The sequence below is a fragment of the Lactobacillus porci genome, assembly GCF_009695985.1.
In the GTDB taxonomy this organism is placed as follows: domain Bacteria; phylum Bacillota; class Bacilli; order Lactobacillales; family Lactobacillaceae; genus Lactobacillus; species Lactobacillus absianus.
In genome coordinates this window covers 14,326-38,050 of the sequence record NZ_VUMX01000011.1, presented here as the reverse complement: position 1 = coordinate 38,050, position 23,725 = coordinate 14,326, and the positions used below count along the sequence as shown (strand labels likewise).

Genomic DNA, 23,725 nt, shown 5'->3' with positions numbered 1-23,725 from the left:
GGTAGCTTCTGATTCGCTCTTCTTTACAGAATATGACTCTGATTGACTAAGTGCTTCAGACAGTTTCTCTGAGGCTTCTTCACTGCTGATCGTGCTCTTAGAAATAGCAGTTGACAGACTGTCTGAGTCGATTTCACTCAGGCGCTTTGACGCCAGGTCGGAGTCCGATGCGAATTGCGAAGCAATTTCTGATTTTTTCTCGCTCAAAGATTTGCTTTCGGATTCAAAAATTGACTTGCTCTGTTCCTGGCTCAAAGATCTGCTTTGTGATCTGCTTAACGATTCACTAAGCGACTTTCTGTTTGCTTCGCTAACAGAAATACTGCGTGAAGTACTTTCCGATTCTTTTTGGCTTAGTAAGGTGCTCTTTGAAGCACTAATCGAAGCGCTTTGTGATTCAGCAGTTGAAACGCTGGCTGACTTAGATGCAGACAGGGACTTGCTCGTGGATTCTGAAGCTGACGCACTCAAAGATGCAGACGTAGATTCACTGGCTGATTTTAGGCTTTCAGATTTACTCTTGGATTCAGAACTACTCTTGCTTTCAGAAAGTGAAACACTGTTGCTGATGCTATCCCTAGTGCTCTGACTTTCGGAGATAGAAGTTGAATCCCTGGCAGCCTTATCACTATCGGACTTTGCTACTTCCGACAGGCTTTCTGACAAGCTGAGGCTTTCTGACTGGGCTTGTGACAGACTTTCTGAAGCCTTGATTGAGTTAGACAGACTATCCGAGATGCTCTTTGAAGTAGATTCACTCTCAGAGACTGACGTGCTCTGTGAAGCTGATTCACTTGCTGAAGTAGAGGCTGACTTGCTCAAGCTCTCTGCAGCAGATTCAGATTGTGAGGCAATCTCAGATGCCTCCACGCTTCTTTCAATTGATCTGCTTTCGCTCTTGGATTCGCTGATTGAGGCTGACTCATCGGCAGACTTAGAAGCTGATTCGCTTCTTGCTGCCGATTCAGACTGACTTTGCTCAGCTGAGGTCGAGCGACTGTCTTCCTTGGCTTCTGATTCACTTGCGCTGATTGAGATTGACTTGCTAGTTTCCGCGGATTCGGAGTCACTTTCAGATTCAGACACTGAACGGCTGACTGACTGCGAAACAGCAATGCTGCCCGATTCTGAGAAGCCAGTTGGAACGTAAGACAGCTTGTAGCCAGCCATAATGGCCCCAAGATTCTTGTTCCCGCCGGTTACTCTCTTGCTAGTTGCCAGATCGGTATAGCCAGATTGTTCAGCACCAGTTGCGTGAACCGTTTGGAACCGATCGTTTTCAACCGCTTGAACTTCAATCAGCGTGTTGTTTACGACATTACCAAATGAAGTCGTATCTGGAATCTTTGTCGTAAAGGTAACGACTACGCCTTCTGAAGTGTCAATCTTATTGGTCGTTGAGAAAGCTTCGCCCCAGTAACGGTTGCCTGAGTAACGCGTGTCGTTAACCATTGAGCCGTTAACGTTAAAGCCTAATGCCTTGTACTGTGAGCTGTTGCTTGGATCCTTTTGGGTGAAGGTATTAGTTACGTTCTGTAAAGTATTGTGGCTGCTCGTGCTGCTGTAGGCTGCTTCAACCGAGCCGCTAGCTACCGAGTAAACCGTAATGTTGTCAGCCTTGTCCAGACCAGACATGCTGTTGGTAAAGAAGCCAAAGTAGGTGTCTTTTGACGTTGAATTGTCTGAGGTTGGCGTGTAGGTAACTTCCCAGGTAATAACCCCGGTTTGCAGGTTGAGATACCCCTTCAAATCGGATAAGGATTTGGATGAGTAGAAACCGCTGCTTAAAGTCGTATTCTTCTGTTCAAAGACCAAGACTCCCTTGTTGGCTTCATTCTGGCTGGCCATTGTGCTCATTGAGTCAGCCGTGCTCAAAGAAGCGTCTTCCGCACGGAAGCGGCTGGTGCTCTCGGATTCACTGATGGATTGTGAAACTGCGGCTGATTCTGAGGCAGACTTTGATTGAGCTTCGCTTCTCGATTGAGATTCAGCCTGCATTTCAGATTCTACTGAAGCTGATGCACTGAGTGAATGCGCGCGGTCAGCTGCTTCTGATTCACTGACGCTGATTGAGGCACTCGCAGATTCAGACGCGTCTTGTGCATCCTCTTCACTGATCCGATTGGCAACTGAGTTAAGACGGTCGCGCACTGACAGACTGACACTGGCTGCTGGATCCTTCTTGGCCAGCTCTTCTTCAGATTGACTGATCGAAGTTGAAGCTTGCGCGCTTTCTGATGCTGAGATGCTGGCGCTGGTCGATTGCACGGCGCTTCCTGAGTCAGAAATGCTGGCTTGAACCGACTGACTAGCCCTTTGGCTGGCTGCCTTGCTCTGACTGGCACTAGTACTTGCCCGCTCTACGCTTTGGCTGGCTGAGACTGAATCAGCGGCATGCTGGGACGCAAGCTGACTAAAGCGGGCTGAGTCCGATTGAGCCAAGCTGGTGCTGTCGGCTTGGAACTGGTCAGCATTGAAACCAGTCGTGATGGTCGCGCTGGAAGTATAAGCCCACCACCAGCTGCCCGTGGTTCCATAAACATTGGAGCTAAAGGTGGAATTCTTTCCAAGATCGTTGGTCGTGTCGACCACTGCTACATATGCAGTTTCACCATCAACGTCTACGGTAAAGTTGTACTGGGATCCGGTCCCCTCGTCTGAACCAAGATAAGTGTAATCGCTAGATGCATCCGCGTTCGCGACTACATCCGCTGGCTTGGCATTTCTCAAAATTTCCGCTGTTGTCCGGTAAAACTTGACGCTGTCGCCTTCTTTCAGATCGCTTAAAGTGACATGTTGTCTGCCTTCAGCCGTACCCGCGGGGTTGATTTCAACCACGTATGTCGTTTGACCAGTCGCGGCATCAAAGCTGGCAACTGCTTGACCAATATTTGTTCCGTCCTCATCTGCATACTTCGATCCACCATATTTGATCGTCAGACCGGTCACAGAGTCGTACTGGCTTACACGATTTGAGTTATACGTGTCAGTCGCGTCGCTGAAGTATCTGCTGGTATTGGTTGAAAGAGCCTGCGTCTGCTGAGCTTGAGCTGCTTGCTTAGTCACTTCAAGGTTGCTTTGGAAATCCGCTTCAGCTTGTTCGGCACTGACCGATTCCGAGATGCTGCTGGAAGTTGATTCGCTTTCAGAAGCTGAAACCGAGTCAGCAGTTGACTTGACTAAGCTGGCACTGACTGACGCACTCGCTGACGCGCTCTGGCTGGCACTGGTCGTGTCGGCTTGGCTGGAAGAGCTGGAAGGCTTGGCAGTACTTTGCGATGCCGGTACTTGAAAGAGCCTGTTGGCAAACAGCGCGGCGTGATCGGTGCTGTCCTGGTTGCCGCTGTCAGTCAGGTCATTCACGTCAATCGTGTAAGTGGCTGCTTGTGAAGTGAGACTACTTTCTGAAGCACTGTTACTGGTCTTTTCAGCATTCTTTGACTCCGCGCTCGCTGAGGCCGAAGAAGCAGATTCGCTCTTTGCGGCTGAGCTTTCGCTTTGCTCTGAACCAGCTTGACTGTCACCGGCCTGCTGGCTGGCTGCCTCAGAAGCAGACTGATTGCCAGTATTGCTGGCTGCCTCGCTCTTAGATTCACCGTCAGCTGACTTGCCTTCAGTGGCTTGGCTGCTTTCCGTACTCTTGGTTTCCGAGGCTTTAGAAGCCTGAGTCGTTTCGCTTTTGGAGCTGGTATCTGCCTGGCTTTCAGCAGCCTTCTGGGCGACGGCTGATTCAGACAAACTTTGTGAAGCTTGCGTTGACGCGCTTTGGCTTTGAGAGCTGCTGACAGAAACGGAAGCACTGTGACTAGCTGAAGTGGATTGCTCCAAAGACTGCGATTTCGATGAGCTTTGGCTTTCACTCAAAGTATCGGATTCTGATTGCGCGTTGGCGTCAGCATTTGAACTTGAGTTGACTGAATTCAGACTGGTCGTGTCTTTGGTTGCATCAACGGCCGCGTCGACTTGAGATGTCATTCCGAAGGTCTTGTTGTCTACCAAGGCATTGGCCGCGGCCATTCCGCCGGCAAAGGCCCCAAGTGCCGTTACCCCTTTTAAGACGGCACGCGTGTTGGAGCTGACGGCATGCTCCGTGTTCAGTTTCTTGCTCTTAGAACTCTTCTCCTCTTTCTCAAGTGCAGCTTTAGCGGCTGGGGAGAACTTGAGTTTCTTTCTTTTATCTTTGGATTTCGACATTTTGATCCACTCCCAACAAATCGAGATTCTCGTTTAATTAACTGTGATAGCTATGAAATATTTAGGTTAACCTATCCGCACATTGATTTGAGACGTATTTATTGAAAAGCACTCACAAACGACATGATTTTCTGTCCCTTTCACTTTCTCCGGAAAATTGAAGAAAGATTATAACAATCTGCTTTATTAAAACAATTATATCACGAGCCAGGCCTATTGATATAGCAGGAAGACATAGCATGGGCATAAACATTTTTTAATAAGCGAAACCAGGTGCTGTCTGAAAGAATCCCCTGCTTGGACAAGCCCTTTTTAATTGCAAATTCATTTTTTATGCTGCTTGCTAAGCCTCGGGAACTTATTTTTTGCCGTTACGATGGGATTTACTGTGATCGACTGGCTGCTTGGTTCAGAAAGCCTGCTCGCAAGCGATCATCAAGCCAGGGACTTTCGCCTGCCATTCTGGCAATTGATTTCCAAACTCGCTTTCAACATGTTGAATCATTATGCAAAAAGAGCACCTGTTATTTGCTCAACAGGTGCTTGATTTCAAAAGTATTGCTTTTTAACTATAATTTCATGTGTTTTTGTCAGTTTACTGCCATTCACCTAGAACCTGGCGGTAGTGATCGGCAGTTTCCGCTCCGGCAAACTCATGCTGGCGCTTCAGGACTGCATCGAAGGCCGCTTGGTCAGCCAGGATCGTCTCTAGCTCATGAATCAGGCCTTCCACATCCCCCGCCGCGAAGATATTCTCCAAAGCGGTGTAGCTTGGCGCGTGCAGAGTGTCCCCAAAGGCGAAGATTGCCAGATTGTTTTCAAAGGCCCGCCGGCCGGCGTTCAGAATTTCGTTGGCATAGTTGATATCCAGGTAGATATCATCAGTCTTCAGCAGCTCAGCTGCGTCGTCGTCTCTAACCACAGGATACAAAGAGACATTGTCGTAATTGCCAAAGTTCAAGAGCCGGCTGGACATCTCCGTCACCGCCGCCACGTCAAAATGCAGCTGTGGCAGGGCTTCAACCAATTTCTTCAAGCCCTCGATCTGGTCGGAATTGGTAAAGATCAAGGCCCGGCTTCGGTGCTGGTTCTCCCGCTTGAAGGGATAGATTTGACCCAGGAAATGAACCATCTTGGCCTTTTCTGGGTCAAGCTGGCCAACCAGCTTCTGGTATTCGTTCTGATCCTGGACGACAATCTTGGTCTGGTTCAAGTTGCCCTCGAGCAGGTAGCGCATGTTGTCCGGCACCCCGCCCTGGCTCTTCTCCTGCCAGAACATCAAGTTCTTGTCCGGCGTCGGCTTGACCCGCATTGCTGAAAACAGACAGGTGCCCAGGGAGTTGAAGGCGATGCTGGAGGCATCATAGCCGGAGACTTGCAGGAAATAGGCTACCAATTGGTTGATGTCGCCAAAGCTGATGAGCTTACCATCTGGATCATTGTAGAGATAGTCGCCCGTCAAGTGGTTGTGAACCAAGACTTCTTGACCATTGCTGGCAAAGAAGCTGGTCATCGCTTCCTTCCCCTTGGCATCGCAGCTGGTGACGGCGTACTTCCAACCCCATTGGTTGTAGTGGTCGATTGCCCGGACCGTGCCGTTCAAATCCAGCCACTTGACCTTAGCGACCATGCGGCGACGATCTTGCCTGGCGTATTCAATCTTCCCGCGGACCTGGCCGTGGTCCAGAATTTGGCCATTTTGGGAATTGGCCTTGATCTCCCAGTATCTTGGCAGGTCGATCTCGTTGAAGTAGCGTGGCCGCCCGGCAAAGTCAGAGCCTGCTTGCGCCAAGAAAAAGCGCAAAGGCGATGCCACCTTTGACGGCAGAAAGCCCCCGTCCTTGATGACGACCGTTGGCTCGTCAAAGCCCGCCGCCTGCAGGGAGAAGTGCAGGTCCTGGGCCTGCTGGTTGTAGCTATAGAACAGATTAATCACGATGCAGCTCCCTTTCTATGGCTCGCTTCCAAAGCTTGGCCACCTTCTTGGTCTTGAACTGGCTGGCCAGCTGGTAGGAATGGTCAGAAAATTTGGACAGATCTTGGCTGAACAGCTCGCATAGCCCCTCTGCCATCTCCTCAACGTGCTGGGGCATGGTTTCAAGCCGCTTGTAAGGCAGAAGCAGGCCATTCTGGCCAGGATCGATAAAGGTCGGATTGCCATAGCGGACGTCAAAGCCGATCATGGCCAGACCTGAGCCGACAGCTTCCATCAAGCTCAAGCCAAAGCCTTCGCTGGTTGAACATGACAAGTAGACCTGATAGTTCTGATAGACTTCTGTCAAGTCTTGATGACCCAGCAGGCGGATGTAGTCCGCGGACTTGGTTTCCGCGATCACCTCGCGCAGATTGGCTTCTTCTGACCCTGAGCCATAGATGTCGAAAGTGAGCTGCGGCCAGGTTTCATGAGCCTTGGCGACCGCCCGGATGGCCCAGTCCAGGTGCTTTTCCGTGGCCAGTCTGGAGGCGGTCACGATGCTGAACGGCTTTCTGCTGGCAAACGGCACCTTGTGCAGCTTTGCCAGGCTGCCGACGGGGATGGCATAGATGACGGGGCTTTGTCCTTTGTACTTCTTGAACTGGTCTTCCATGATCCGCTTTTGCAGCTTGGTGGCGGTCACAAAGAAGTCGATCTCCCGCTCATGGTCAAACTCGTATTCATAGAAGTTGTTCCAAAGCACCGTCTCATCATTGGTCTCCGGCTCACTGAAGTGGTCGGCGTGGACGATCGTGCCCACCCGGGCCTTGCCACGGTTTTCCAGGATCTCCTGCCCCTGGCCCTCGGCCCGGTCAATCAAGACGATGTCTTTTTTGCCAAAATGCAGCTCTTTCATCAGCTTAGCGATCAGCCCCTGTTTAGAGTAGACGATGTCGTCCTTAAACTTGTAGATGTGATCGTTTTCGCCGTCAATGAGCTCATCGTAGGCAGTCGTTCCGTCTTCATTGTAGAAGCGCCGCTGGTAGACCTTGGCCCGGTTGTCATATGGCGCGTAGAATTCCGTGCAGTAGCGGCCGTAGCTGAAGTAGTCCTTGCGGATCAGGCTGGTCCCGGACACGTATTCAACCCGCTCCACGAGGTCGGAATTTTCCGCCTTCAAGTAGGCCGTGGCCCAGAAGCGGTCGTCAAAGACATAGCGGATAGCCTTGCCCAACGGCTTCTTCTCGGCAATCTTGGGCAGGTGCCGCTCCAGATCAGCCGTTGTGAAGCTCGTCGGCTTGATCTTGAAATCCGTGAAGAACAGGTAGAGCCAGATGACCTGGCTGTCCTTGAAGCCCATATTGCTAGTCAGATGCTCAATATTCTCATAGCTGATCCAGTCGGTAAAGATGAATCTAGCCTTTTCGCCCAGACTGGCGAATACCTGGGACCGGTAGGCCTGGGCAAATTCGACCCCGCTTGAGGCCCAGCCAATCCCCTTGTTGATGCTGTATATAGTCATATTTGTTACCTTAGCCCTGCAAAGATCTGACAATCGTAATGATAATGCTCAAAATGACCGCCGCGGCGATGATTACTCCAAATAAACGATATGTATTCCATTTTTCCTTGTCATGGTCAGTATATTCGTTGCGCACGCTCTTCAACTGGGAATTCATGTGCTTGGTCAAGACGTCCCGCTCTTTTTGGCTGAGCCGCGGCTTTTCTTGGCGCTCATTTTCCTTAGACATAGTAAACTTCCTTTTGTCCGTTCTTATCAATCGTAATGTTGCTCATCAAGACGTTGCGAATGGTCATCCGGTGGATTTCCCGGCGCATCTTCATAAAAGAGCTGAGGGCTGAATGGTGGTACTCATTCATTGGGTCCCGCTGGGCCGAAGTCCGCATGGTCACCATCTGGCGCAGCTGCTGCAGGTTGTCGACCTGCTTGATCCAGCAGGCATCGATGGCCTTCAAGGCGGCCAAGCTGTAGAAGCGCTTCTGCTCGGTCTGGTCCTGGAAGTACTGCTGCTTGCGGGCCATCTCCTGGTCAGCCAGCTTCATCAAGTAGGCATAGACGGCCTGCTTGTTTTCAATATCCAGGTCCAGGAGGCTGCCTTTGAATTCATAGGACAAATTGTCCAAAATGAAGCGGCGCAGGTCCCGGCGACGGAAGTGCGGGTGGTCCTGGTAGAACTGGTCTATCAACTCAGTCAGCCAGGCATGGATGTCATAGGAGACCCCGTCAGAAAAAATGATCTGGTCCCGGGTCTGGTAGACCAAGTCCCGCTGGATCTCGTCACTGGCTCCCATGGACAATTGCTGTTTGCGCATGAAGTAGTCGCTCTCATCGCTTTTGACCTGGGCGTCATTTAAGGCCTCGCGGATCCGCCGGCTCTTCAGCTCGTGGACCTCATCCATGTCCAAGGTGTCTGAATGGTACTTTTGCCGGTAGTGCTCAAGCCACAAGGCCCCGTACTTGAGGACGACGTCGTCTTCCAGGGAGACGAAGAACTCGCTTGATCCTGGGTCGCCCTGGCGGCCCGCCCGGCCGCGCAGCTGGTCGTCAATCCGCCGGCTGGCCATCTTGGCCACGCCTAAGACGGCCAAGCCGCCCAGTTCAGCCACCCCGGGCCCCAGCTTGATGTCGGTCCCGCGGCCAGCCATCGTGGTCGCCACGGTCACGGCACCAACCTGACCGCCTTCTTTGACGATCGTGGCTTCCTTGGCCGCGTTCTTGGCATTTAAGACATTGTGAGGAATCTGCTCGCGCAAGAGCAATTCAGAATAGATCTCCGACACCCCGATGGATTCGGTGATAATCAAGACTGGGCGACCAATGGCGTGCAGGCGCTTGACTTCCTGCAGGGAGGCCAGCAATTTGCTTGGCAGGTCCGGATAGACCCGGTCAGGCAGGTCTTTTCTGATGACCGGGCGGTTGGTCGGAATCCGGACCACCTTGGCCCCATAGATCTTGAAGAACTCATCGCGGGCTGAATAGCCGGTCCCGGTCATCCCCGCCAGCTTCTTGAACTTGCGAAACAGGCTCTGGTAGGTGATGGACGCCATCGCCTGCTGGTCATCGGACAGCTTGAGCTGCTCCTTCATTTCAATGGCCTGGTGCTGGCCGGCCTGCAGCTTCATCCCTTCCAGGATCCGCCCGTTCTCCTTGTCCAAGAGGTCGACCTCGCCGTCTGGAGAGACGACGTAGGACTCTTCTTTTTCAAACAAGGCATGGGCGTTCAGGGCCAGGTTCAGGCTTCTGACCAGTTCCGTATGCTTGCCGTCAAACAGGTTGGGAATGGAAAAGAACTTTTCCGCCTTGCTGATGCCGGAGCTGGTCAGCCAGACTTCATTGTGCTCTTCGTTGAATTCATAGTCCTGGTCTTCATCCAAAAAGTAGCTGAACTCGTCAGCGACCCCGATAAAGTCAGACTTGACCTTAGGCAAGCCGGCGATCACCAGGGGCGTGATGGCCATGTCCAGCAGGACCGAGTCGGCTTCATCGACGATGCAGTAGTTGAAGGGCCGCATGTACTTGTCCTTCTTCTCCTGGGCCATGTTGTCCAAAAGGTAGTCAAAGCCCAAGGCCCCGCTGGTCGTATAGACGATGTCGGACTTGTAGATCCTCTGCTTCTGCTTGACGTCCAGCTTCTCGCCCGCCAGGGAAAAGCCCGTGGCATAAGTCAGCCCCAGCCACTTGTAGACCTGAGACATCTGCTCCCCGTCGCGCGCGGCCAGATACTGGTTGGTGGTGACCAGGATGGTCCCCTTGCCGCTCAAGGCGTTTAAGTAAAGCGCCATGGTGGCGACCAAGGTCTTGCCTTCCCCGGTCTTCATTTCCACGATGTTGTTGAAGTTGAGGCCAATGGCCCCCATGACCTGGCTGTCGTGGGGGTACATCCCCAGCACCCGCTTGTCCGCTTCCCGGACGACCGCGTAGGCCTCCGGCAGCAATTGGTCCAGGGTCTGGCCTTGTTTAAGGCGCTGCTTGAACTCCTGGGTCTTGTCCTTCAGCTGCTGGTCGGTCATTTTTTTCATCGTCTTGGCCAGCGCGTTGACCCTGCCCAAGAGCCGCTTGATTTTTCTTAAGTCCCAATAGTCTGAAGACATTGGGCTGCCGATCTTAGGCATCAAACATCATTCCCTTCGTCCTAAGTAGCTGTCGACCACTTGGGCCGCCAGCCAGCGCCGGCGCTCATTCTCCTGGTGCATCTTCTCAAAGTCGAGCTGGTCGATCTCGCTCTCATCCTGGATTTCCTGGACGTCGATCCGGTGAAAGATCACTTCATGACAGCCCGCCCCAACCAGTTCCACGGTGTAGTAGCTGGCTTCCTGGGGGAAGTCGAAGATTCCGCTCTTGCCGCGGATGATCTGCAGCTTGACCATGACGTCCTCGCGGTTGTAAGCGATCAGGCGCAAAAAGAGGCCGTCAGGCACGTCGGCTTCCGCCAGCATTCTGAAATAGTAGCGGTGGCCGGGGATCAGCAGCGGCAGGCTGGGGATCGCGTGAGCCGTGGCGTAGCTGTAGACCATGTCCCACTTGTAGATGGTCGATCCTGCTGGCAAACCGCCATTGTAAAAATAGATGTCGTCCCTGGCCCGGCGCATGATGCGCGAGCCGTACATATAGGCGTGCCCCGTCGCCTTGACGGTGCTGCCGACATAGGAAAAGCCGCTCTTGTACTTGGCTTGGTCGGCCATGGAGATCCCATGCCAGAAGACGGTGCAATTTTCATTCCAATAAATGCTCTGCATATTATCGCTCTCCAAACTCATCGCGCAGGATCATCCCGTACTGGGTGCGGAACCACTTGACCAGGGGGCCGGTCGCGTCGTTGTGGTGGCCGGGGAAGCCCTTAGCGATGATCTTCGTGTCACGCTTTCTGCCGTTGAAGTTCCTGAGCAGGTCCCGGTAGCCGTAGGCGTCATAGTCGTCGTCTTCCATATAGGCCACCGCCAGGATCGTCTGGGAAAAGTCAGCCTTGGAAAAAGCGGACCAGAACTTGTCGTTCAGGGCATTGGCCCGGTCATCAAAATTGGCGTGCCAGTCCTTGATGGGTGAGCCCTGGTTTAAGACGTCAAAGGCGGTCGGGAAGATCCCGAAGCGGTAGTCCCGCTCCATTTTGGCCATGTTGCCCAGGCTCGCCAAAGGCTTGCCGACAATGATGGCCCTAGGCTCCAGCTTGGCCGCGTAGTACATGGCCCCAAAGGTTCCCATCGACAAGCCGCTCATGACCAGCTGGGTATGGTCAAAGCCCAGCCAAGCCAGTTTCTCCTTGATCTTGGCCACCAGCTTGTCTTCCAGCTCCTTGCTGCCCAGGTAGAACTGCCCGCCCTCCAGGCGGGGGTCGCCAATCAGCATAAAGGGGGTCTTCATCCCCCGCATCATGTAGAAGCCTTCAAAGCCCTCTGCGGTCCGGTAGCCGGAAAAGTAGACGTTCAAAGGCGGCTTAAGGTCGCCGGGATTGAAGTAGGTGATCAGCAGGTCGCGGTTTTGATCGGAAATCTCTTCCCCGCCAGCGATAAAGGAGCCCATCCCCCGGCGCGACCAACGGTAGTGGACGTCGCCGACCGTCAGGTTCCCTTCGCCTCTGACCTCCAGACTGACGTTCAAGACGGAGCCGGCATTGGTCCCTTCGATCAAGAGCCAGTCTTTCATGTCTTTCTCGTCAAAAGCCATCCGCCGGCGGACGTTGTCGGCAATCCCGGGATTGTTTTCAAACACGGCCAGGCGGATGTCGATGCTGGGGTCCTTGATGAACTGGGGCCACATTTCGATGGTCTTGTCCTTGTCGCAGTAAATGCCCCAGCGCCAGTTGACGACCGGCCAGTATTCATCGCCAAAGTTCCCGCTCAGGCGGACGCTTTTGAAGCCGTCATACTCAATTCTCCCCCTGAACAAGGGATTGACTTCCAAAGCGGACACGTCGATCTTGGACCCGGTCTGCCCGCCAAACAGGCGGGTATTGATCCAGTCAAAGGCCTGGTTGTGGCTTTCAAAGTGCCTATAGGTCACCTGCTTGGTCTTGAACAGGTACTGGACCCGCTCGCTTTTTTCCTCGTCTTCCAGGTCGTCATCGGCAATGAAAGTGTAGGCATCCACGTTCTTGGCCAAGACGGGCACGTCTTCGTCAAGCGGCAGGTCGATCAGCCAGCAGCCCTGAAAGCCGCGAAAGCGCAGCTTCTTGTCTGCCTTCAGCTCTTCCACCAGGTCCGCCAGTTTTCCCCGGCCGGCCTTAAACCATTTGACGTCCGCGAATTCCGGGACGCTGGGCAGATACTCTTCAATTCCATAAAGCAAAAAATAATCCATTATTCCGTGCCCCTTACTGCCTCTTCCAGCTCCTTGACGATCTTTTCGCCGGTGTAGTTGTTGATCTTGTTGACCGAGTACATCTTGGCTCGGTTCCAGTTGTTCAGCCCATCCAGATAATAGCGCATGGCCCCAGCCAGTTCAGTGACCTGGCCGATCTGGAGGCCATTTTTCCCGTTGTCGACGTAGGCGGATTCCACCCGGTTGATCTGGGGAATCCCGGTACTGATCCCCACGACCTGGAGGAAGATCTCCGGACGCGTGGACAAGTCGACGATCAGGCGGATTGGCTTCAAGAGCTTGATCAGGTCATTGTCGGAGTGGATGGTCACGTAATTGATCCGGCGCACCCGCTTCTTTTCTTCCTCATCCTCTTCGCTGCCCGTGGCCGTTTCCAGGCCCTCAGGCAAAGACTGGCTGCTTCGCAGGAAATAGTACTGGTAGCTGGTCTGGTCCCGCTTTTTCAGCTCGGCCTCGATCAAGCCCTTGACCATGCTGAACTGGTCAAAGCCGGCGTAGTCGGTAAAGTTGATCTCCACCAGCTTATTGGACTCCATCACGTCGAACATCTGGTGGATGGCTTCGGTCAGAATCTCCTTCGGCAATCCGCCTACCATGAACATGACCTTGAGCAGACGCTCGCGGTCGCTTTCCCCCATTGACAGGTTGGTGTCCAGCGGCGGCAATTGCAAAACGTGCTTGACCCCGTTTTGCTTCATCAGGTTGCTGATATAGTTGGAGTCGGCAATGACCATGTCGGCCTGGCGGGCCGTCTCAAAGACGTGGGGATCATCAAATTTGGTCCGGTGTCCGTAGTAAGAGATGACCTTGTGGCAGTCCCGGCCCTTCAGCCGGTCCAGCAGAAACTGGTCGTGCCGGCGGCTGGCCGCGATGACAAAGGTGTCCTTGGGCTGCAGGTTCTTGGCCAGATACCGGTCCAGGTGCTCGCCGATCATCTCGTTCATGCTGTCGTACCTGGTCTGCTTAAAATTGGCCTGGCCCGCCGGCAGGATGGTGATCGTGTCGTCCTTGTTGCTGCGAAAGACTTCTTCCCCTTCAGGGTTCAAGAAAACCCGGTCTTGAAAGCGGCCTTCCGCGTCATAGTTCAGGATGCTGGACAAAAAGCCCCGCCAGTCAAAGAACATGGTCCGGTACTTGTAGCCCAGACGGACGAACTCAATCTGAATCAAGTTGCCCGTAACCCCCATTCTGATCCGGGCATAGAGCTCATCTTCCCGGTAGACCAGGATGTTGAAACCATTGTAGACAAAGGCGCAGTCTCTGGGCCAGTTGAAGTCCAGGTAGTTGACGTTGCGGATGACCTGGTCTTCAGGAATCCCTTGCATCTGGTCAAAAATATTGTCGCTTTCCGCGTCGAGGATATTGTGGCGGAACAAGAAGTTCCCGATCGAGGGGAAGTAGCCCAGGGTCAGGATCTTGACCGGCTTGCCCTCATCTTTGAACATTCTGATCTGGTTGATGCTGTCGTCAAAGGCAAAGTGGATCAAGCCGTTGTTAAGAAACCAAATCTGGCCGTAGCTGAGCCAGGTCCGGCTTCTCCGGTACCATGATGGAACGAAATAATACATGCAAACTTCCTTTCTCGCTTCTTTTGCCTAAAAGCAGCCGCGGCCGCTCTAGATCAGGCTCACGTAATGGCTTCTGATCCGCAGAACGTCGATTTCTTCCACAATGGCGGCACTAAAGCCAGCCAGGATGATCACGTAGTTGGGGATCATGGCCAAAGCCCCCAGATTAGGGCTGACCAGGTTCAGGCCCATCGGCAGGCCGACGATCACGACAAAGTAGACCGAGCTGACAAAGGAGAAGACGTTGATCACATGGTGCAGGTACTTCTCCGTCTCCTTGCCCGGGTGAAAGCCGGGGATGTAGTCGCCGGACTTTTGCATTTTTTCCGAGATTTCCAGGGGGTCAATGCTGATATAGGCAAAGCCGTAAGTCAAAGCCACCAGGATCAAATTATAGATAAAAAATCCAGGCAGGACGTTGATCTGGAAGCAGTCCGCCAAGATTTGCCAGATTCTGGCCCCGGTCACGTTCCGCAAAAAGAGCAACAGATAGCGCGGCAGGGCAAAGATGGTCATGGCAAACATGGCCGGCATGGACCCAGCCGGCAGCACCCGGATCGGCAGGTAGGACTCTGACCCAAACTCCGAGCTGATCAAGAGCTTGGTGACGGGAATCCGCCGCTCGGCATTAGTCAACAGGACCGTCACGGTCCCCAGGGCCAGCATGGCCAGCAGGGTGATGCCCCGGGTCCAGTTGGCCGCTTGCGGCCGCAGGCCTGGAATAATCCCCTGAATGAAAAAGCGCATCAGGGCAAAGAACATGTTGGCCATCAGGATCAGGGTGATCCCGCCCAAACCGTTCTTGTCGTTTTCAACGCTCAGCCAGACCAATAGGAAGCTCCCAGCCAAGAGGACCAGGAAGGAGACGAACCTGGCAAACGGCGCGGTCGAAGTAAAGCTGAACTCGTGCAGGACCACGAAGGCTTGAATGACTGCCAAGAAGAAGGTCAGCCCCTTCTGAATCCAGTCCAGCTTCTTCTCCGTCAGCTTGGACAAGCCTGGCAGGTGCAGCTGGCCCAGCATCCCCACGATGATCATCGATGACATCCAGGGGCCAATCCCCAGTGAGAAAAGCGACGCCCGGCTTGAGTCGCCGCCCGTGGCCGCCAGCATGATATTGCCGCCCTTTGTGGTCAAATTTGCGAAAGGCAGCGGGATGTATTTGCCAAAAACAAAGATCCCAATGTAGAGCAGGGACCACCAGCCCTTGGTCAGGATGGTGCGCCAGCCCAAATCTGTTAGCGATTCTTTTTTACCCATTAGTTATCAAATCCATTTATTAATTTTTCTTCGACCAGCTCTTATTAAACAATGATAACATAGCCAGCCGGACTTTGGGCAGGAGGCGGCTATTCTGTCATAAAGGCCAAAAAGAGCCTGCCCAGCGGTCAGACTCTTTCTGGAATTATTGCTGCTTGCCAATAAATAAATAGATAAGCAGCATTTCAATATTCATGTCGGCTCAGGATCAGTGCTCGCTGACGAACTTCCCGATCCGCTTCAGGGCCTCGTGCAGGTCTTCATCGCTTGAAGCATAGGACATGCGGATGTAGCCCTTGCCCCCGTTGCCAAAGAAGCTCCCTGGGGTGACGCCGACCAGGGACTCCTTGGCCAGGGCCTTGGCAAAGGCAACGTCGTCGCCCTTGAACTTGGCAGGGATCTTGGCAAAGATGTAGAAGGCCCCTTGCGGCCGCGCCATGTCAAAGCCCAATTCCCGCAAGCCTTCTTCCATGAAGGTCAGGCGGCGTTCGTAAATGGCCTTGAATTCCTTTGGGTCATCCAACCCGTTGGTCAAGGCTTCCACCCCAGCGGCTTGGACGTTGTTGGTCAAAGAGGTGATCAGGAAGTTGTTCATCTTGCAGATGTTCTTCATGATTTCTGCTGGCCCGCAGATAAAGCCCAGCCGCCAGCCAGTCATCGCGTGGGACTTGGACAGGCCGGAAACGTAGATGGTCCGCTCTGGAGCAAAGCTGGTCAGTGAGTAGTGCTTGGCTTCCCCGTAGATCAATTCTGCATAGATTTCATCGCTGATGGCGTAGACATGGTACTTCTTCAGAACCTTGGCGATTCCTTCCAGGGTTTCCTTAGGGTAGACGACGCCAGTTGGGTTGCTTGGGTCGTTGATCATGACCGCCTTAACGCCCTTGCCTTCCTTCTTGAGGACTTCTTCCAGCTTTTCCGGAGTCAAGACAAAGCCGTCGGCACTGGTGTCAACTTCAACTGGGGTGGCCCCGGTCAGGGAAACCAGCTGCATGTACATGGACCAGACCGGCGTTGGCACGAGAACCTTGTCGCCGTCGTTGAGCAAGGCATCCAAAACCGCGTTCAAGGCTTCGGTAGCCCCAACGGAAACGGCAACTTCGGATTCTGGATCATATTCAACGCCGTTCAGGCCCTTAACGTACTTGCTGATGACTTGGCGCAATTCAGGCTTGCCAGATTGCGGCGCGTAGTGGGAGTCGTTGGCTTCAATATCGGCAATTGCCGCCTGCTTGACGTGTTCCGGGGTGTTCAAGTCAGGTTCGCCTAGGGTCAGCTTGATGACCCCCTCATATTGAGAAACGTATTTGTCAAAAAGACGAATATCTGATGGCAGCAAGGCGTCAAGCTTGTGGTTGACGATCCCTTGCAAATCTTGCGCTAATTGTGGCATTGAAATAAACCTCTTCATTCGAAACAAAATAAACTTAACATTTGCTTTTATTCTACCATAATATGTTAAGTTTTTCGCTAAGAGCGCCCTTTTTTCGCCAGAAAAAATCCTCCTTGGCCTAAAATAGTTTAGTTTGGCCGGAATGAAAATTGGGTTATTTAATATGTAACCGGTTTAACCATTAATATTTTAAGTCTAGATGAATCAGATCTTCATAACTTTCGCGCTTGACCACCAGCCGGTCTTGCCCGCCTTCCGCGAAAACGACCGCTGGGCGCGGGTTGCGGTTGTAGTTAGAGGCCATTGAGTAGCCGTAGGCCCCAGTAGCCAGCATGGCCACGACGTCGCCAGGTTCGGTTTTTGGCAAAGGACAGTCTTTGATCAGGATGTCCCCGCTCTCGCAGTACTTGCCGACCAGGTTGACCCGCTCGGCAGCCTTTGCAGCTGGATCCTTGGCCAATACGGCTTCATACTTGGCCTGGTAAAGGGCCGGGCGGATATTGTCGCCCATCCCGCCGTCAACGGCCACGTAGCTTTCATAACCTGGCAAGTCCTTGCGCGAGCCAATCGTATAGAGATTATAGCCGGCTTGGCCCACCAGTGAGCGGCCCGGTTCAATCCAGATTTCCGGCAAAGGCAGGCCGGCCTGCTGGCAGTCCGCCTTGACCTCTTTGATAATGGCCCGGACGAATTCTTCTGGCGGCAGCGGCTGGTCTGCTTCCGTGTAGCGGATGCCAAAGCCCCCGCCGACGTTCAGGACCTTGATGGCGTAGCCGTACTTGTCTTGCCAGTGCTTGCCCAAGCTGGCCAGCTTGTCGGCACAGCCCACGAAGCCGCGGACGTCAAAAATCTGCGAGCCGATGTGGGCGTGGGCGCCAAGCAGGTCCATGCGCTCATCCGCCAAGACTTGCTCCAAAGCCCGGTCAGCCTGCCCGCTGCCAAGGTCAAAGCCAAACTTGGAGTCAACCTGGCCGGTTTGAATGTATTCGTTGGTGTGGGCGCTGATCCCCGGGGTCACTCTGAGCATGACCTTGGCCCACTTCCCCTTCTCCTTGAGGATGGCTGACAAAAGATCGATCTCATGGAAGTTGTCCAGGATGATCACGCCCACCCCGCTGTCAACAGCCATGGCCAGTTCTTCCGGGGACTTGTTGTTGCCGTGGAAGCTGACCCGGTCCATTGGGAAGCCGGCTGCTTTGGCCGTGGCCAGCTCGCCGCCTGAGACCACGTCCACGTGCCCGCCCTCTTCATTGATCACCTGATAGATGGCAATGGCACAAAAGGCCTTGGAGGCATAGCTGACGGCATAAGGCACCTTCTCTTCCTCAAAAACCCGCTTGAAGGCCCGGAAAGTGGCGCGGATCTTGTCCACGTCATAAACCACCAAAGGCGTCCCGTACTTGTGGGCCAGGTCCAAGGCATCCACGCCGCCAATCTGCAAGTGGCCAGCCGCGTTGATATCGGCCGGCTTGATCAAATCTGTCATTTCTTCACCTCAAAAGTCTTTCTTATCCTGGTTGAAATCAGAATTCTTTCATCTATTTAATCTAATCATTATTTTCATAACATTCAGTTTAGCCTGAACCTGGCCCGCCTGCAAGGGCCAATAGTCTGCATGCAACGGACATTTGCGCGAAAATTGATTCCCGAACTGTAAAAAAACACTCACCAGCCTAGATGAGTGTTCTCCGTTCAAAATAGCAAAAAAGAAGCCAAGTACTGCTGCCTTGGCTTCTCCTTTTCATTGCGTTAGCTGGATTCGAACCAGCGCATGACGGTACCAAAAACCGTTGCCTTACCACTTGGCTATAACGCAAGCAAAATCATTTTGTTCAATCAAGGGTTGACTACTTGCATCCCCCAACCGACATCTACTATCTTACTTATTTTCTTAGCCTTTGGCAAGACCTTTTTTAAAAATAATTTGTTTTTCAGGAAATTTCTTCAAAAAGGCAAGGCGCTTTCTGCAGTTTGGCAAAAAAGGTCCGCTCTTCTTGCAGGCGCTCTGACGAGGCGATCCCCCGCTTGGCGTTGATGTTCAAGTCATCGAGCATGGCCGCGATCAAGTCCCAAAAGCCTGATCCAGCCTCCGAAAAGTCCTCGATCCCGCTGACGCAGGCCCTGGCCACCTGGTCGCAGGTCTCCCAGCTGGCCATCAGCTCTTTAGACAGGCGCTTCTCAGCCTGGGCAATGGTAATTGGCGATGATGAGTCCAAATGACTGGTTTCAGCATAAAAGACCTTTTCCGCGGCTTCTTCATAAGCCAGCCCCAAGACCAGGACTTCCCCCAGAGCCCGGCTGCAAAAGTCAAAGTAGGAGCGACCAATGCCGGCCTGCCTTTTAGTAGCAATTGCCGCTGACGTTCCACTGACCAGCTGCTCCCGCGCGCTTTTGCTATGAAAGTGCAGACGCGCCTGGCTTAAGGCCAGGTACAGCTGGGCTTCCGGCTCTTTGGCGCCAGAAGCCAGCAGCTGCTGGCAGAGGCGACAGGATTTGCGGTACTCCTTGCGCCGGTAGCACTCCTTGGCCTTGGCCAAGAGGTCCTCTTGCTTTAAATTTTTCTGATAATAGAGCTCCTGTACCTGGCCCAGAGTATACTCGATCCCGCAAGTCTGGCAGACGTAAAGGTCGCTTTCCTTTCTGATTTTCTGGCCGCCGCAGACGGCACACTTGATCTTGTCCATTTGCGTGTTCCTGTCTTCTTAATTAACTAAATCCCTTGTTAAAACTCTTTTTCTAAATGTAACCGCTTCACACAAGGAAAATTATAACAAAAGCAGACGGCAAAAGTCACACAAAATGATCGAAAAAAGAGTCTGGGAAAAAGTGGCTGCTGGGGGCCTTTTGGGCTTCAGCCATTCTCTGCTGTGATTTGAGACACATAAAAAGGCTTCCAGAAGTTTTTCCACTTCTAGAAGCCTTTATTATTCGTTAGAGTCTTTTTCCAGACTCTTGCAATTAGCTTACTTGACCACGATGGTCAGCTTGACGATAGTGCTGGTCTGGTCCGGGTAGCCAAGCTTGATAGCAGCTGGGTAAGTGCCGGCCTGGTTAAAGTCAGGCACGACTGCCCCATCTTCGCTCACAAACTCATACGTGGTCATGCCCGGCAATTCGCCCGCGTTTTGGATCAAATCCTTGGCGCTCTTGACCGTCCCTAGCGCGGCTTCGCTGTTCCCAGCTTGCGGCTTGAAGTATTCACTGTCTGGCAGAACCTTGACCGTGACTGGCCGCTGAACCGTTGACCCGTCTGGGTAGGCCACCTCAAGGCAGGCCTTGTAAGTGCCGGCCACGCCGGTATTTGGCAGCTGGTAGCTCGCGGCGCCGCCTGCTTCAACGAAGCGGACGCTAAAGCCAGCTGGCAAAGCCGCGGCATTGGTCAGCAGCTTATTGGCGTCAGCCGCCTGCCCGACTGGCAAGACCGCCTCCTTGACGGCTAAGGCTGGGTGCAGAGAAGCCTGGCTGGCGTTGACCTGGATCCGGACCGCCGCCGTCTCCTCGCTGGACTTGTCTGGGTAGGTGACCTTGATCTTCACCTGGCTGCTGCCGGCCTTGTTAAAGTCAGGCGCCTTGACAAAGGCAAACTTGGTGCCGTTTGGCAGAGCAGCAGCGTTGGTGATCAGGCTGGCCGCCGTGAGCGGGTGCCCTTTCAAAGTCGTCGCCGTGCCCTTAACCTGCGGGGCATACAAGTCCGCGTTGGCTTTTTCCTTGACGACCACGGTGAGCTTCTTAATTACCTGCCGGCTGCCGTCAGGGTAGATGACGACTACGCCGGTGTCATATGAGCCCACCTTCTGGAAGTTGGGACCAACCGTGAAGGCAAAAGCCGTCTTCTTGGGAAGCTTGGACCGGTTGGCAATCAGACTGGCCGCCGGCAGCACGCTGCCGCGGACCACGGACGCGCTCTTGACGGCCTTGGCCTTGTAGACTGCGGCATCAGGCTTCTTCTTTACCGTGATCTTGATCTTGGCGCTGGTATCCTTGGACTTGTCCGGGTAAGTGGCCTTGATCCGGGTCTGGTAAGTGCCGGCCTTCTTGAAGCTGACCTTGCTGGTAAAGGAGTACTTGGTCTTCTTTGGCAGCTTGGAGTGGTTGGTGACCAGCTGCTTGGCTGACACGGCCTGCCCGCTCCAAACGCTGGTCCCCTTGACCTTTGGCTGGTACTTCAAGCGGTCCGGCTTTCTGGCAACCGTGACCTTGAGCCAGGCACTGGTGTTTTTGGACTTGTCCGGGTAAGTGGCCTTGATCTGGGTCCAATAGGTCCCGGTCTTCTTGAAGCTGACCTTGCTGGTAAAGGAGTACTTGGTCTTCTTTGGCAAGGCCGCGGCATTGGCTACCAGCTTCTTGGCCGTGGTCTTTTGCCCCAGCCAAAGGCTGGCATTCTTGACCCTTAAGCCATACTTTTGGTTGTCAGGCTGGCGCTTGACGGTCAAATAGAAGCTGCTGGTCTTTTCAGACGACTTGTCCGGATACTGGACCAGAACCCGCCGTTTGTACTTGCCGGACTTCCAGAAGTTGACGGCCTTGGTGTAGGAGAAGGTCGTCCCTTTTGGCAGCTTGCGCCAGTTGGTCACGGCCTGGTAGGCATACAGCACTTTCCCGTAAGCGGTCTTGACTTTCTTGACCTTTGGCCGGTACTTCTCCTTGTCCTTTCTCAGGTCCTTGACCTTGATCCTGATGGTCTTGCTGCTTTCGCTGCTCCCATCCGGGTAGACCAAGGCAATCCTGGTCTTGTAGCTTCCGGCTTTCTTGAAGTTGACCCGGCTGCTAAAGCTGTAGTTCGTGCCCTTTGGCAGGGAATGGCGGTTCTTGATCAGGCTGGCCGGCGAAATGCTCTTGCCCATCTTGACCGTCTTGCCTTTGGCCTCTGGACGGTACTTTTTGGCATCGGTCTGCTTTTCCTTGACCGTTACCGTGAAGGTCTTGCTCTTGTCCTGGGACCAGTCCGGGTACGCGGCGATGATCCGCGTCCGGTAGCTGCCCGCCCGGTAGAAGTCCGGCGTTTCCGTAAAGGAAAAAATCGTCTCCTTCGGCAGCTGTTCCTTATTCTTGACGAAGCTGTCGGCAAAGCGGAAATCGCCTACCTCCACCTGCTTGTTGGCTACTTTTGGCTGATAGCGCTCCGCGTCCTCTCTGGCGGCTTTTGCTTGGCCAGCCAGCCCGCCGGTCAGGAACAAGGCGGCCAAGGCAGCCGCACTCAAGCTTTTAACTATCCGTTTCATAATGATCTCCCCCTTTTGTTTTCGCCTGCCTTAATTCGCAGCCAGGCGCTCGGCAACCAGTCGGGCTTCGGTTGAGTAGTTGGCCAAGCTGAAGCCGGCAATGTAAAAGTCGCTGAAGAGCTCGTTCGTTGACATCTCGCCCAGTGCGTAAAGGTTGTCAAAGAAAGAGCCGTCAGTCTGCTCAACCAGCATGTCCCGGTTGATCTTGACCCCGCCGATGGTTCCCCATGAGCCAGGCATGGTGTAAAGGCCATAGTAGCCATCCGCCCCGTCCAGGCTCTCCAAGTGGGCGGCGTCCTTGCCAAACTCGTCTTCGCCCTTGGCGCAGGCTTCATTGTAGCCGGCCACCGTCTGCTCCAAAGCCGCCGGGTCAAGGTCCAGTTTTTCAGCCAGCTCCTTGACGCTGCCAGCATGAACGACGACCTTTGGGTCTTCTTTCTGGGCATCCAGCTTCTTTCTGAAGGTCTGGTCCATCTTTGCCGCGTCATAGATGACGTAGTAGCGCGGACTGCCTTCATAGTAAAGGGCCGTGGTCAGATTTAAGGCAAAAAATGGTGCTTCATTGGTAAAGCGCTTGGCTTGGTCATTGACCACGATCGCCTTGCTGTAGTCTGGCACGTTCGCGTAGGAAATGCGCAGCGGCCAGCCAAAGTCCAGGAAGGCGTTCTTGTAGATATTGCCCTCATAGAAGCTGGCCCCAGCTTCCTTCAGCAGGCCGTAGCCATCGCCGGTGTTGCCCGGGTTGGCTTCATTGAAGACGTGCACCTTTTCCAGGCTTGGGGTGGTCTTGACCAAGTCTTCCTTGTGCCCGTATGACTCACCGCCAGTCGCGATCACCACGGCCTTGGCGGTTACGGTAAAGCAGCCAGCGGCATTCCGGGCCGCAAAGCCAGTCGCGTGCTTGCCGCTTTCGTCAACGTTGATTCTGGTAATCACCGTGTCCGGCAGGATCAAGCCGCCATGGTCCTTGATGTATTTCTCCAGGGCATTGACGATAAAGGCCCCGCCGCCAAATACGGCGAACTTGTAAGGCGCTTCTTGGGCAATTTGCGGCTTGCTGCCTGCGATGTCGACCAATTCATCAAAAGTCTCGCCCGTATGCTCTTCCAGATAGCGCAAAAAGTCATAGTCCATCTCTTTCTTGGCGCCGTGGGTATTGAGCTCCTTGACCCAGTTGATCAGATCGTCGATCTGGTTGTCAGCGACCTTCTTGGAGCCAACGGTGGCAAAGGCCCCAGCCGCGTAGCGGAAGGAGCCGCCGACCTGGTCGTTCTTCTCAACGATCAGGGGCTTCAAGCCGTTCTTGATGGCAAAAGCCGCCATCGTCAAGCCCGTCAGCCCGCCACCGGCAATGGCGACGTCTACCGTTTGGTCCTTGGCCACGACTGGCGGCTTAGGCACCGGCTGGCTCCAGTCGGCCAAGTCGCCACCGGCCGCTTGCAAGGCCTGCTTGCTGGCATTGATGATCCCTCTGGACGTGAAGCTGGCCCCGCTGACCGCGTCCACGGCCAGGGACTGGTAATGGACGATCCGCTCTGGAATCCACTTAAAGGCATTGTCGCCCACATGCGGGGTTTCATGCTGTTCAACAATCTTAACGTCAGTAATGTGCTCGCCGTCCGTCGTCAAAGCGACCTTGATGTCGCCGCCATGACCGCCGGCTTGACCCGTAAAGGTCCCCTTCTGCAGCTTTGCCATAATTTTTCCTCCTTAGCAATCTGCTTGATTGATCTTTGCTATAACACGATTAATAACGGTATGTATTGCTTGTCTACATCCAAATCGTAATTCTTTTTCCTTGAAAAGTAAACGCTTTCGGATCAAAAAAGATAGCAA

Annotated in this window: 16 protein-coding genes and 1 tRNA gene; 3 read left to right on the top strand and 14 right to left on the bottom strand. The window is 53.6% G+C overall.

From position 1 onward, the window contains the following. The first annotated feature begins 91 nt into the window (after positions 1 to 91). The 3 genes from FYJ62_RS05220 to FYJ62_RS05210 all read left to right on the top strand — a co-directional run bounded on the left by FYJ62_RS05220 (position 92) and on the right by FYJ62_RS05210 (position 3,292). Positions 92 to 589 (top strand): hypothetical protein, encoded by a 498-nt coding sequence (locus tag FYJ62_RS05220; protein WP_154548437.1) that lies wholly within the window; start codon positions 92 to 94, stop codon positions 587 to 589. A gap of 147 nt (positions 590 to 736) precedes the next feature. Continuing rightward, entirely contained in the window at positions 737 to 973 is a 237-nt protein-coding gene (locus FYJ62_RS05215) for a hypothetical protein (protein ID WP_154548435.1), read from the top strand. Between the two features lie 2,148 nt (positions 974 to 3,121). Then, positions 3,122 to 3,292 carry a hypothetical protein gene (locus FYJ62_RS05210; RefSeq protein WP_154548433.1) on the top strand — a complete coding sequence of 57 codons (171 nt, stop codon included), beginning with the start codon at positions 3,122 to 3,124 and terminating at the stop codon, positions 3,290 to 3,292. Positions 3,293 to 4,789: 1,497 nt separating this feature from the next. Here FYJ62_RS05210 and gtfB read toward each other — a convergent pair. The 14 genes from gtfB to FYJ62_RS05140 form a co-directional block, all read right to left on the bottom strand. Beyond that, positions 4,790 to 6,130, bottom strand: a complete 1,341-nt coding sequence (gene gtfB, locus FYJ62_RS05205) for an accessory Sec system glycosylation chaperone GtfB (protein WP_326831994.1) — start codon at positions 6,128 to 6,130, stop codon at positions 4,790 to 4,792. Next, positions 6,123 to 7,631 carry an accessory Sec system glycosyltransferase GtfA gene (gtfA, locus tag FYJ62_RS05200; RefSeq protein WP_154548431.1) on the bottom strand — a complete coding sequence of 503 codons (1,509 nt, stop codon included), beginning with the start codon at positions 7,629 to 7,631 and terminating at the stop codon, positions 6,123 to 6,125. The genes gtfB and gtfA overlap by 8 nt, the downstream gene beginning before the upstream one ends. 10 nt (positions 7,632 to 7,641) lie before the next feature. Continuing rightward, positions 7,642 to 7,860, bottom strand: coding sequence for a hypothetical protein (locus tag FYJ62_RS05195; RefSeq protein WP_154548429.1), 219 nt, complete (start codon positions 7,858 to 7,860; stop codon positions 7,642 to 7,644). Continuing rightward, complete coding sequence (gene secA2, locus FYJ62_RS05190) at positions 7,853 to 10,222, bottom strand: accessory Sec system translocase SecA2 (RefSeq protein ID WP_456073119.1); 2,370 nt, start codon at positions 10,220 to 10,222, stop codon at positions 7,853 to 7,855. Before secA2 ends, FYJ62_RS05195 begins: the two co-directional genes overlap by 8 nt. A 27-nt stretch (positions 10,223 to 10,249) precedes the next feature. After that, positions 10,250 to 10,867: an accessory Sec system protein Asp3 gene (asp3, locus tag FYJ62_RS05185; protein WP_195837394.1), complete on the bottom strand. Its 618-nt coding sequence runs from the start codon at positions 10,865 to 10,867 to the stop codon at positions 10,250 to 10,252. 1 nt (position 10,868) lies between these two features. After that, the gene (asp2, locus tag FYJ62_RS05180; protein ID WP_154548423.1) at positions 10,869 to 12,425 is read right to left on the bottom strand and encodes an accessory Sec system protein Asp2; all 1,557 of its coding nucleotides are present in this window, start codon (positions 12,423 to 12,425) and stop codon (positions 10,869 to 10,871) included. Continuing rightward, positions 12,425 to 14,014 (bottom strand): accessory Sec system protein Asp1, encoded by a 1,590-nt coding sequence (gene asp1, locus FYJ62_RS05175; RefSeq protein ID WP_154548421.1) that lies wholly within the window; start codon positions 14,012 to 14,014, stop codon positions 12,425 to 12,427. Before asp1 ends, asp2 begins: the two co-directional genes overlap by 1 nt. A gap of 48 nt (positions 14,015 to 14,062) precedes the next feature. After that, positions 14,063 to 15,274 (bottom strand): accessory Sec system protein translocase subunit SecY2, encoded by a 1,212-nt coding sequence (gene secY2, locus FYJ62_RS05170; RefSeq protein ID WP_154548419.1) that lies wholly within the window; start codon positions 15,272 to 15,274, stop codon positions 14,063 to 14,065. 208 nt (positions 15,275 to 15,482) lie between these two features. Next, complete coding sequence (locus FYJ62_RS05165; RefSeq protein ID WP_154548417.1) at positions 15,483 to 16,667, bottom strand: aminotransferase class I/II-fold pyridoxal phosphate-dependent enzyme; 1,185 nt, start codon at positions 16,665 to 16,667, stop codon at positions 15,483 to 15,485. A gap of 181 nt (positions 16,668 to 16,848) precedes the next feature. Continuing rightward, complete coding sequence (gene lysA, locus FYJ62_RS05160) at positions 16,849 to 18,153, bottom strand: diaminopimelate decarboxylase (RefSeq protein WP_154548415.1); 1,305 nt, start codon at positions 18,151 to 18,153, stop codon at positions 16,849 to 16,851. A 258-nt stretch (positions 18,154 to 18,411) separates the two neighbouring features. Then, positions 18,412 to 18,483: transfer RNA gene (locus FYJ62_RS05155), tRNA-Gln, on the bottom strand. Between the two features lie 115 nt (positions 18,484 to 18,598). Beyond that, on the bottom strand, positions 18,599 to 19,351 hold the full coding sequence (locus tag FYJ62_RS05150) for a hypothetical protein (protein WP_154548413.1): 753 nt from the start codon (positions 19,349 to 19,351) through the stop codon (positions 18,599 to 18,601). A 279-nt stretch (positions 19,352 to 19,630) separates the two neighbouring features. Further along, entirely contained in the window at positions 19,631 to 21,889 is a 2,259-nt protein-coding gene (locus tag FYJ62_RS05145; RefSeq protein ID WP_154548411.1) for a Rib/alpha-like domain-containing protein, read from the bottom strand. Positions 21,890 to 21,919: 30 nt separating this feature from the next. After that, complete coding sequence (locus tag FYJ62_RS05140; protein WP_154548409.1) at positions 21,920 to 23,587, bottom strand: FAD-dependent oxidoreductase; 1,668 nt, start codon at positions 23,585 to 23,587, stop codon at positions 21,920 to 21,922. Positions 23,588 to 23,725: the final 138 nt, after the last annotated feature.

Coding starts and splice junctions, on each gene's coding strand:
- secY2 (WP_154548419.1), bottom strand. CDS start 15,274: ATGGGTAAAAAAGAATCGCTAACAGATTTGGGCTGGCGCACCATCCTG.
- asp1 (WP_154548421.1), bottom strand. CDS start 14,014: ATGTATTATTTCGTTCCATCATGGTACCGGAGAAGCCGGACCTGGCTC.
- FYJ62_RS05145 (WP_154548411.1), bottom strand. CDS start 21,889: ATGAAACGGATAGTTAAAAGCTTGAGTGCGGCTGCCTTGGCCGCCTTG.
- FYJ62_RS05195 (WP_154548429.1), bottom strand. CDS start 7,860: ATGTCTAAGGAAAATGAGCGCCAAGAAAAGCCGCGGCTCAGCCAAAAA.
- FYJ62_RS05210 (WP_154548433.1), top strand. CDS start 3,122: ATGCTGCTGGAAGTTGATTCGCTTTCAGAAGCTGAAACCGAGTCAGCA.
- lysA (WP_154548415.1), bottom strand. CDS start 18,153: ATGACAGATTTGATCAAGCCGGCCGATATCAACGCGGCTGGCCACTTG.
- FYJ62_RS05165 (WP_154548417.1), bottom strand. CDS start 16,667: ATGCCACAATTAGCGCAAGATTTGCAAGGGATCGTCAACCACAAGCTT.
- FYJ62_RS05140 (WP_154548409.1), bottom strand. CDS start 23,587: ATGGCAAAGCTGCAGAAGGGGACCTTTACGGGTCAAGCCGGCGGTCAT.
- asp3 (WP_195837394.1), bottom strand. CDS start 10,867: ATGCAGAGCATTTATTGGAATGAAAATTGCACCGTCTTCTGGCATGGG.
- gtfA (WP_154548431.1), bottom strand. CDS start 7,631: ATGACTATATACAGCATCAACAAGGGGATTGGCTGGGCCTCAAGCGGG.
- FYJ62_RS05215 (WP_154548435.1), top strand. CDS start 737: ATGCTCTTTGAAGTAGATTCACTCTCAGAGACTGACGTGCTCTGTGAA.
- FYJ62_RS05150 (WP_154548413.1), bottom strand. CDS start 19,351: ATGGACAAGATCAAGTGTGCCGTCTGCGGCGGCCAGAAAATCAGAAAG.
- asp2 (WP_154548423.1), bottom strand. CDS start 12,425: ATGGATTATTTTTTGCTTTATGGAATTGAAGAGTATCTGCCCAGCGTC.
- secA2 (WP_456073119.1), bottom strand. CDS start 10,222: ATGTCTTCAGACTATTGGGACTTAAGAAAAATCAAGCGGCTCTTGGGC.